Genomic DNA, 12,162 nt, shown 5'->3' on the forward strand with positions numbered 1-12,162 from the left:
TTATGCTGCTGCCAAAATTCCCTTGATTCCGTCTAACGAAACATCGAGTGAAGACATTAATGATTCGCCTTCCGGCAACAATGTATCCATTGTGAGTATAAGTTTTATAAGTCCTGCCAAAGCAATTGTATCTGCTTTTTCCTCAATACTTATCTTCATATCTTCAGATTTCCACATACTCAAGATACTCTTTGCAAGTCCGGATTCGTTCAACAATTGAGAAATAGATTTACTGCCATCAATTACAGCTTTATTTGCTTCTGTGGTAATATCATTAACATTAACACCGTTAACCATCATCAACAATGCACTTCCGACAAGAACTTTATAATTATCACCTACACTTCTAACTTCGGAAGGAATAACAAGACTTTCTATTTCTTTTGTCATGGAACCTATAACAAAGTCTCTCGCAAATCCGGTTAATACATCTTTATCATTCTTATTAGCATTGTTATTTGCAATAACATCGTCTATAGCTTTTCTTGCAGATTCGCTGAATAATCTATTGTATGCTTCCAAACTCAACGGTTCCTGACCGGCTAAGAATTTTCTGATAGTATCAAGATCTTCACTTGTACCACCGTTAATAAAGAGTTCCGATATACTTTCACCGAATATATCACTTAAACTGTAATCTCTACCATTCAATCTTGCATTATTCTTCAAGCTATCCATAACTCTAATTTTCTTTAATGTTTCTATTGTCTTAGCACAAACCGCACCGGCTTTCTTTATTTTGTCGAATATACCTGCATCTTCCGCATCTTTATCACTTACTCTTACAACTATTTTAGCACCGTCTCTTAATTCAACGAAATCTCTTAAATTGTTCATATCTTTGCCTTGAGCGATATAGTTTTCTTCGGTTTCAACATAGGTTTTTGCATCTACAACCAATTCCAAACCGTTTGTTTTTATAAATTCGGCAACGGTTCTTATAATTTCATTACTGATATTCAATTTCGAACTTCTTCCTCTGTTATTGCTGAAATCATAAGATATTGCAGGTATTGTTCTAAAGTTGCTTATTAAAGGAAGTACTTTATTCTTATAATCCTCACTTAATCCGTTTACAACACTTCCTATATTTTCTTTAGTAACATCATTTTTAACAACAAATCTTATACCTGTTAATCCTGCCTGTGCCAAACTTGTTAATTTAGATTCATCTATGTTGTTTGCATCAACTTCAATAACAACTTCAAATCCATGATCTTTTATGTATTTAACTATCTCTTCAAGGTTTGCAGTATAACTGTCTTCTTGAATAATCAATGTAGTTACGCCCGCAGATTCAAAGCTTCTGAGCAAGTTACCTTTCTTGATATATTCAAGATTTGTCTTAGAAGTTACTTTGAAGTACATTTCCTGTCTTTGAACGGATTGATATCCTCTAAATGTTCTGGATAACAACAACTCGTTCATTTCAGCCAAACTATAATTTGTAGATATTCTGTATGCGGCAACACTCTCTGCTACCGCTTTATCAAATGCGGTCAAACCTGTTTGACTTACATTTTCCGCATTCAACACATTATCGCCAACAGCAAATCTTACTAATTTATCTCTTACTATTAAGTCTCCGTTAGGAAGAATTCTGTTTTTGAATTTATAGTCTGCTGCTGCTATTAAATGTTCTTGTGTATTCGGATCCAACAAATCAAATATTTTTCTTGAATTCTTATTTAAGCTGTAAGCAATCTCACTTACATTTGCATCTGCAGATCTACCTATCATAGCATTAAATTTAAATGTTATAGGTTTGTTTTTGTTCGTAACTAAAGCAAGATTACCGTTTTCGGTTGTTATAATTTTACCTATAAAGATACCGTCTTTAGTTCTCAATTCCCATGCTTTACCTTTGCTTTCTTTAACAGGTTCGGTTATATAATGATCTTTATCTTCCAAAATATTTTTCAAGTCAGCCTGACTTAAGAAATTATTTTCTATTGAAGCTAATTTTCTGTAACCGTCCTGCATAGTAGAAAGCAATGTAGTACCGAAATTGAATACCAATTGTTTGCTTACGCCTTTGAACAAGAAATTAATTACTGTTTTCTGAGTTTCTGTTCCCGTAGGTGCTGCAACAGCTTTTTTCGTTTCTTGTGCAGCTACGGTTGCAGGAGTAATTACTTCTCCTTGTCCGATTTGAGAAACTATAATATTTCCTTCTCTATCTATTCTAACGGTTATATTCTCTAACACAACTTTGCCGTTTTCTTCACTCAATCCGTATGCTCTCATTAAGTTCGGTGATACATCTACATGCTTACCGGATTCATTTATCAACTCAACTTTTCCTCTAACTATAACATGATTTGCTGCTATATCTCCTTTTGCAACAAAGCTTTCCGCTTCATTATCAAAATATGCCCAATCATAATATACCGAGAACAAATTATTTTCACTTGTACCTGTTACACCTAATACATCTGTTTTTGTTCCTTTGTTAAAAGAGAATTTGTTCTTTGCATTTATAAAGCCGCCTTTGAAGAATAACAATATATCTTTTACAAATTTAAATGGTGTAAAACCTGCTTCTTCTCTTTGTTCCGGACTGGACATTACTACTGTTGCCATCGTCTTGTTCTCGCCTAATATTGTATTCAACAATTCGTTTACTTGAGGATTTTGTCTTCTCAATATTTCTAAATTCATATTTCCCCATAACAATATCTGTCCTATTGCCCATTCATATTTTGTATAACTACCTTTGTCACTCGTTATTGTAGGTGATGCAAATAATTGATATGTTTCCTTCTCTCCTAAGATATCCATCAAACCTACAAAAATCAATCCCATTAATACATTGTTAAATTGTATTCCATTTGTATTAAATGCTTGAGATTTTACATCTTTCATTTCTTTTATTCCATATTTATCAAACAACTCTATCAATCTCTCTAATGTCTTTGCTTCCTTTTCATTATTTGCACTTCTATATGCCGCAGCTTCTTTTGCCAATGCAGCTTTTGTTATCGGCTTCAATCCATATCTTGCAAATAACTCTTGCAAAGCATCCGAAGTTGCTTTATCTTCATCAGACACATTGCCTCTCTCTAATAAATATGGGAATTCTACTTCTTCACCATTTACATTAGCTTTAAGTGCTACTATCATTCCGCCTTTTGCATCTACATCTGTTCTCGGTACTGTCGTCATCGTTGCTGCGCCTACTCTTCCTGTCGGTGCCGAATTCAATCCGTCTCCGTTTCCAAAGAACAATTCTTTTGACATCTCCATTAATTTTTCTACATCTTGTCTCGTTAATTTCTTAATATCAATGCCATTTGATTCACACATCTGTCTGATATTCGGGATTATAGATGAGAATAAGGTAAAGAATACAGTTCCATGTCCGCCAGGATTTATATTATCAAAATCAATACTAAATCCTTCTCCTGTATTCTTCCAAGAATAATATCTTTCTTGTAAGAGTATTCCGCCACCTTTTCCGTTCGTTTGTAATGCTCCTTCTACAAATGTTGAATCTAATAAACTTTCTTCTGCTTCTATCAATTTCAATATATCTGTCGCATTTGCTTCTCCACCGGGACCAACTATTTGCAATGCCGCTATGCCTTCATGGTTGGCCATTTCTGCCATCTTAATATCCATAATCGATCTATATTCATATGTTCCGTCTTCCAATTTAACAACAAACGGTGTATCTGTTGCTTTTCCTGTTAATGCAGGTACTTTTATCGTCTTTTTACCTACTACTACTTCTTTCTTTACTTTACCGGATTCATCATAGAAATCATATGGATTTATTTGAATAAAGCCATATCTGCCTAAGCTTGCAAGTTGATCGGTTGTTAAATATCTTCCAAACAAATCTCTTTCTTTAGCCATATTAGATAATATTTCAATCGATTCTGCATCATTTGCTGCTCTTGCTGCTTTCATAACATTCTTGAATTGATTCAATGCAAATATTACCGGTTCTCTTCCTTTTACACTCTCTCCCAATCCTCCGTTCAAATACATATAGATTATATTCTGTATATTTCTTGCCTCATTGTTTTCTTGTAAATAATCATAACTTATTATCGGCGATTCCCCTTCTTTTACAGAATATGGTGTTATGTTTCCGTTTTGGAATGAAGGATTTTCCAATCCTAACAAACCAAATCCGGCTTTAGTCTGTAATTCAAATACTATTAAATCTATCGGCCTGTAATCGTAATGTTTCCCGCCCGCATAGAAACCGTATACTTCCAAGAAATCTCTTAATCCTTCTACCTTTGCTATCTTTGCTTCATTGGAATCACTGTTCTTTATTACTACCTTAGATGCCGCTTCTTTCAATTCGTCAAGTACTGTCTGTGTCAATTTGCCGCTTGCTTTCAATTCTTTCGCTCTGGCCACTTTTTCCATTAATGCCATAAGTGCTTTATCTGCAGCTTTTGCTTGTTCTAATCTTTCGGCTGCTGCTTCAGCTTCTGCTGCATCTTCTGCAGAAAGTCTTGCGGATTCTCTTAATTCTGCCGCTCTATTTGCATCCCTAATCATTTTTTCAATATCATCTTCGGAAATGGTGCCATCGTGCATTACAAAGAAGATTTTTCCTTTCTTTGCTTCTCCATCAACATAATATATCGCATCACCGTCAACTCTTATTCTCATCTCTTTTTCACCGTATTTCTTTTCAAGTATATCAGCAATAGCTAAATATACCGAATCTTCATCAACAAAGCCCTCTCTAACTTTTTCATCCGTAAATTGTACACCTATCATTTTGCCTTTATTTGCCAACAATTCGTTTTCAAATATTTCCAACTCTTTTCTTATATTAGGGAATTGCTCTTCATATTTAGATATCAATTGTTCATATTCCGTTGCGGAAGTTGCTCTTATTTCTTTACCGTCCTGTGAAACAATCATATTTCCGTTTTTATCTATTCTGACTGTTATATTCTCTAATACAACCTTGCCGTTTTCTTCACTCAATCCGTATGCTTTCATTAATTCCGGCGATACATCTACATGCTTACCGGACTCATTTATTAATTCTACTTTCCCTCTAACTATAACATGATTTGCAGCTATATCTCCTTTCGCTACAAAACTTTCCGCTTCATTATCAAAATATGCCCAATCATAATATACAGAGAATAAATTGTTTTCACTTGCTCCGGTTACACCCAATACATCCGTCTTTGTTCCTTCGTTAAACGAGAATTTATTCTTTAAGTTTATAAATCCTCCCTTGAAGAACAACAATATATCTTTTACAAATTTAAACGGTGTAAATCCTGCTTCTTCTCTCTGTTCCGGACTGGACATTACTACTGTCGCCATCTGTTTGCCTTCACCTAATATCGTATTCAATAAATTATCTACTTGCGGATTTTGTCTTCTCAATATCTCTAAGTTCATATTTCCCCATAACAATACTTGTCCTATAGCCCATTCATATTTCGTATAGCTTCCTTTGTCACTCGTTATTGTAGGTGATGCAAATAATTGATATGTCTCTTTCTCTCCTAAAATATCTATCAATCCTACAAATATCAATCCCATTAATACATTGTTGAATTGTATTCCGTTCGTATTGAATGCTTGAGATCTTACATCTCTCATTTCCTTTATTCCATACTGATCAAACAATGCCATTAATCTTTCTAATGTCTCTGCTTCTTCTATATTATTTGCTTGTCTGTATGCTTGTGCTTCTTTCGCCAATGCATCTTTTGTTATCGGTTTTAAACCATATCTTGCAAATAATTCTTGTAATGCTTCCGATACTTTTTTATCTGCATCGGATACATTTCCTCTCTCCAATAAGTACGGGAATTCTTCTTCTTTACCGTTTACATTAACTTTAAGTGCTACTATCATTCCGCCTTTCGCATCTACATCCGTTCTGGGTACTGTCGTCATCGTTGCTGCACCTATTCTTCCTGTCGGTGCCGAATTCAATCCGTCTCCGTTTCCAAAGAATAACTCTTTGGACATCGTCATCAACTTCTCTACATCTTGTCTCGTTAATTTATTAACATCTATACCGTTTGCTTCACACATCTGTCTTATATTAGGAATTATTGATGAGAACAATGTAAAGAATACTGTTCCATGACCTCCCGGATTTATATTATCAAAATCAATACTAAATCCTTCTCCCGTATTCTTCCATGAATAATATCTTTCCTGTAAAAGTATTCCGCCGCCTTTTCCGTTAGTCTGCAATGCTCCTTTCTCAAATGTCGAATCTAATAAGCTTTCTTCAGCTTCTATCAATTTCAATATATCCGTTGCATTTGCTTCTCCGCCGGGGCCTACAATCTGCAATGCCGCTATGCCTTCATGGTTGGCCATTTCCGCCATCTTAATATCCATTATCGATCTGTATTCATATGTTCCGTCTTCCATCTTAACAACAAACGGCGTATCGGTTGCTTTTCCCGTTAATGCCGGTACTTTTATCGTCTTTTTACCTACTACTACTTCTTTTTTTACTTTACCCGATTCATCATAGAAATCATATGGATTTACTTGAATAAATCCGTATTTCTCTAATCTTGCAATTTGATCGTCTGTTAAATATCTCCCAAACAAATCTCTTTCTTTAGCCATATTAGATAATATTTCAATCGATTCTGCATCATTTGCTGCTCTTGCTGCTTTCATAACATTCTTGAATTGATTCAATGCAAATATTACCGGCTCTCTTCCTTTTACACTCTCTCCCAATCCTCCGTTCAAATACATATAGATTATATTCTGTATGTTCTTCGCTTCATTGTTCGCTTGTAAATAATCGTAACTTACTATCGGCGTCTTTCCGTCTTTTACTGAATACGGCGTTATGTTTCCGTTTTGGAATGATGGTTCTTCCAATCCCAACAAACCAAATCCCGCCTTAGTCTGTAATTCAAATACTATTAAATCTATCGGCCTGTAATCGTAATGTTTCCCGCCCGCATAGAAACCGTATACTTCCAAGAAATCTCTTAATCCTTCTACCTTTGCTATCTTTGCTTCATTGGAATCACTGTTCTTTATTACTACCTTAGATGCCGTTTCTTTCAATTCGTCAAGTACTGTCTGTGTCAATTTGCCGCTTGCTTTCAATTCTTTCGCTCTGGCCACTTTTTCCGCCAATTCAGTAAGTTCTTCGTCTGCTACCGCTACTGCTTCTTCTTCACCGACTTCTTCTTCTGAAGCTGCTGTTTTTATTTCTGAAACTATCTGCTCAGTTCTTTCTTTTGAATAAGATTGTAACAATAATGTTTCAAGTTGTTTTATTTTGTTTTCTAAAATTTTATTGTTATCCAAGCCCTTATTGATTTCATCTTTTGCAATATCATTGCCGGCTGCAATTTCACTTTGTAAATCTTTTATTTGTCTTTGTAAATCCGATATTACTTCCTTATTTGCGTATGAAATCTTATTTTGTTTATTATATCCGTAAAGTACTAACGCAATTAAAGGAAGAGCAACTATTGCTAACGGTATCAAAATCGGAGAAACCGACAACATGTAAGAACCACCCTTAGAATTACGCTGTTTAGCCAAATATTGACCAAACTCTACCAAACCTTTTATTATCAATCCAGGTAAGCTTGCAACAAATAGTGTTAGTAAAGTGGTACCGCCTACTATAAAAGTTAATACAAACGGTATTCTCTCAGGTGTTTTACCGGTTTTTTCATCTTTTTTAGGTTTATTGAATAGCAATCCCCACCAATTTTTAACTTCTGACCAAATATTCTTAGCAACAAGAGATGCATCATCATGATAAATATTGAAACCGTTTCTCAATTGAACCTGACCCAATATAAATGCAAACGGTATCAATACATATAAGAAAGATAAACCTAATGTTAAGCTGAATTTAAATGTAAATGCCGCAGCTATAAGTAATATTGTTGATGTTGCAGGAGCAAGATGAGAATCAAAAGCTCTTGAATCTATACCCTTAAATATAGACACAAACCCTAACCCGGAACCTCTTCCCGTTCCTACGTAAGCTGCCTTACCGGCATCACCGGCCCCTTGTCCGGTATGATGTGTTTTTATTTGTGTAACAAAATATGTGAAATTAGCAACTAATCCCTTTGCCCATCTTCCGAGATCTCCAAAAGAATTATAAATTCTGTTCAGTATCGGATGATTTCCAAAACGAGAATATTTTCCTCCATCTTCGTATTCCAGGAATTTAGCAACTAATCCCGTAGCAGCACTTGTCTGAGATAAAACAAGTCCTAATGCTGCCAACACAAAAGCTAAACTAAAGCCCGAAAATCCGCTTATTCCCATAAACAATATTGCAAACAAGAATACGCCAACAGTAGGAACAACCAATTTTTCTTTAACATAAAATCCCGGACCTTCTATAAAATCTATCGATTCCGCAAAAATTCCGCCAAATATACCAAATGCTTTTCTTTGTGTTTGGTTATAATCATGAATATACGGAGATTGGTTCATTTCCGCACTACCCATAGCGAACTTTGAAACCATTCCCGTATGACCGATTATCCATGTTTCTCTTGTTTTATCAACACTGTATCCGTAAGCATCTACTGTTTTACCGCCTTTGGCTTTTGCGGATTTTCCACCCGTAGCATCTTCACTCACTACGGATTTACTTTGACCGGATTTAGATTGAATAAAACTTGTTCTTAAGAAATTAGGATGTCCGTACATATGCAATTGGAACATTTCATTCATATCTTCATGGGAAGCATTAAATCCATATTCTGCTAATGCACCTTTCTTACCGACACCGGACAATCTCTCCGTAGGAATCTTTTCTTGTAAAGAAACATTGTAAACTTCATCATCTTGTAACAAAGGTTGTAATGCTCCAAATATACTCAATGCACTCTGCATTGAAATACCTTGGTTCATATCCAACTGGAATATAAATTTATTTGTTATATAACTTTCCAAATATGCATGGTGGTCAACCTTTCCTTGTCCCATGATACCATTTGCACCGTAATGTAATGTTACATAAGTCTTTGAATCATCAAAAACAACTGTGGTTAATTTTCCGTTATTATGAGCAAATATTGCTTCTACACCGTCTCTTTCGTAGTCGGATACCAAAGCAGTTTCTCTTCCTTCTGCCTGCCATCTGTCGTATATTGCTTTTTCTTTAGCAATTTCACCTTCTATAGCTGTTAACAATGCTTCATCATCCGTAGTTAACATATTAGCCGCTTTTTTAGATAACAATTCCTGGTATTGAGCATATGTTACATCTTCGGCTTTTAATCTTCTATATGAAACCAATTTAATTTTATCGTCGGTTCTTTCTCCGGCCTTCCATTTCTGTCCAATCTCTGTTTTTTCAATTTCAGCTATCAAATTCTTATCATAATTTGTAGACAAGCCCCTGTTTCTTAAATCTATGAGTTTCATATAATCATCATAAGAATGTTCTCTGGGATGAATTACCGGAACTATCATTTCTCTAAGTTCTTTTAAGTTTCTAAATAATCCTATAATTCTCGGATCATCAAGTGCTTTTCCGGATCCCGGAACGAAAGCTCCGTTTCCGAGAACAGCTCCATAAGATTGATATCCGCTCAAAATCTGTAAGCAACCAAAATCACTTACTATTCTTTTTGCTTCCGCATCCCATTGTTCATCAGACATTCCTTTTCTGGTATTACTATATTCAAGTTCTGCCAAGAAAGACAATGTATCTTTTAAATTCATCATTCCTACATGTAATGTTGACAAAGGTTGCAACTTAGGATCAGCCCATCTGGAAATTTCTTCTTTTACCCAACAATCCGGTAATTCCGAGCCGTCAGCTCTTCTAAGTAGTTTCCCTTTTATAACATTGCCGCTTAACATCATCTGTCTCATCTGTTCTATAACTTCCAAGTCGTCTTCCGTAAGCTCTTTTTGTCTGCCTCTAAAATCAACTCCGCTTTCAACTCTGCTGATAAGGTTACTCCATTCACCGGAATAAACATTAATCAAATGAGAAAGAACGGTATGTCCATCGGCAACAACGGTATTCAGTGATTCTGAATTTGCACCGCCCTTACCATCGTTATCTAACAAATGAGTAACAGCTTCGTTGTTTGTAGGAATAACAACACTTACACTTATATCTCTTAATTCAGGTGTTCTATATCCCTGTATTGCTCTAATTCTTGTTTCTTGATGCAATCTGTAGAATAACTGTCTTGCTCCGAAACTTGAAGGTTCCTTCGATAAATCAGGATATCTCAAAATTTGTCTGTCAAAATTATTTCCTTCACCTTTGTAATCGGATATAACAAATCTATATGCATCATATTCTTCGCGAGAAATTTTACTTTCTCTAAAATAAGATTCGATAATCTTGTTGTAATACATTGCAAAAACAATTTCTTTTTGATGATCGGTAAGACTCTTTTCAACCTTTTCGGATAAGAAAGAAGCTTGCCAATCTCTAAAGAATTCTTGTTGTGTGTAATCATAAGTATTTGTCTTTGAGAATAACTCTATTTTTTGATCCTGTGTCAAAGCAGCATATTGTTCTTCCGGTAAAGAATCTTTTAATATCTGTTCCCAATTCTTATACTCTTCAGATTCGACATCAACAGCAACGTCTCCTTTTGAAGCATAATCTTTGAACATGAAGTTACCGAAGTCACTCCAACTCTTACCGACAAAAGCGCCTCTTCTTATTTTTTGTCTTAAAATAGCTCCAGCCTTTAACACGTCGTTAAAGCCAAAGAAATCCAAGAAAGTAAACAAGATAAACGGTAAAGATAACAATAATAAGAATACAGGACCGGTTGCAATTGACATAAGAGCAAAGAAACCAAGCATAATTCCAACCGAGCCTAAAGTTGTTGCTATTGCAGGTAAAAATTTAGCAATCTTAGATTCCGGATTAATTACAGGTTTATCTTTATCAGCATTAATTCTTGCAACAAATCTTTTTGTTGCTTTTGCTATACTGTTATAAAGCTTTACATATAATGAGAAGAATACTAATCCCGCAATAAATATCATAGTCATAGGATTTACCATCGACATTATTCCTATACCGGCTAAAGACATTGTGGTTATAGAACCTAATGTCATTATGGAAGCAACCACAGTATTTAAGATATATACTTCAAATACCGTTTTTATGGCAATAAGCGGTATCCATCTCTTAATCATAGCTTTCTTAGCGGTTTTAATATCTTCTCTGTCTTTTCCGTCTTCTCTTTCTTCTTTAGATAAACCTCTATCTTCGGAAATATCCGTAACTACCCCGTAATATTTACTTACAGGATTTTTTTGCAATGTTTTGGATATTGCACCAAGTAATACAAATATTCCTGCGGTAAGTGCCAATCCTGCAACAAGAACCAATGCACCCCACCCCAAACTTGCAAGCAATGCTCCGCCTACAAAACCTCCGGTTTGGATAAAGGTAATTATTCCCGCTATTAATGATAAGTTACCAAGCCATACGGATAAAATTCCTCTTAAATTCGTTAAAGATTGTAAAAGTCCCAAGCCATTCTTTAAAGAGAAACTTAATACATTCATATCTCCTGAATGAGGAATATATGATCTAAAAGGAACTATTCCGGCATGTCCTGCAAAAGTTATGCTCTTTTTATCTGTATTTTGAACTTTTTCTTCGGTGTATTGTCCGGAACTAATATTAGCATCTATGAAGGAATCGTATGCCTGAATATAGTCTGCACTTCTGAACAAAGCATTTGTATCGTAGTACGAAATAGCTTCGTCAGGTCTCATTTTGGATCTGTTTCCGAATCCGCATTTCACACCAAATAAAGCTCTGAAGCCATATTTCCAGAAATATTTATCCATTTGTTTAGCTGCTAATTCTGCTTCGGGAGTTTCCGATTTTCCTCCAAGTATAGCAGCTTTATAGTCTTTTTCTTCTTGGTCTATTTTGGCTTTGTTCTTCTTATAGAAATCTACTGCTTTTTTGAGTTTTCTAAGTTCTCCATTACTTAGTACTCTTGCCTTTTTATCTTTTGCCATTTCGGTATTATATATATATTCCATTTGAGCAATTTGCTCTTCTATAGAAATACCGTCATTCAAAACATTCAATATTCTTGCCATTTCCATACTTATCATCGGGCCAACGTTTGCACCCTGTCCGTTGGCAATCATTTGTTTTGCTTTGAAGAATATATAGTTTCTATAATCCATATCATCTTGTCTCGGATTTTC

The 12,162-nt window shown here is 35.1% G+C and carries 1 protein-coding gene (running past one end of the window); it reads right to left on the reverse strand.

Features of this window, described 5'->3' with window-relative positions; translation table 11 throughout:
• On the reverse strand, nt 1-12,162 hold the end of the coding sequence (locus B2Y85_RS06980) for a hypothetical protein (RefSeq protein WP_372519763.1). It continues 19,431 nt past the right edge of the window; the window shows 12,162 of its 31,593 coding nt (coding positions 19,432-31,593); its start codon lies off the right edge, out of view; the stop codon is at nt 1-3.

Origin of the sequence: Candidatus Ruminimicrobiellum ovillum, from assembly GCF_002392975.1 — a bacterium.
Taxonomy (GTDB): domain Bacteria; phylum Elusimicrobiota; class Endomicrobiia; order Endomicrobiales; family Endomicrobiaceae; genus Ruminimicrobiellum; species Ruminimicrobiellum ovillum.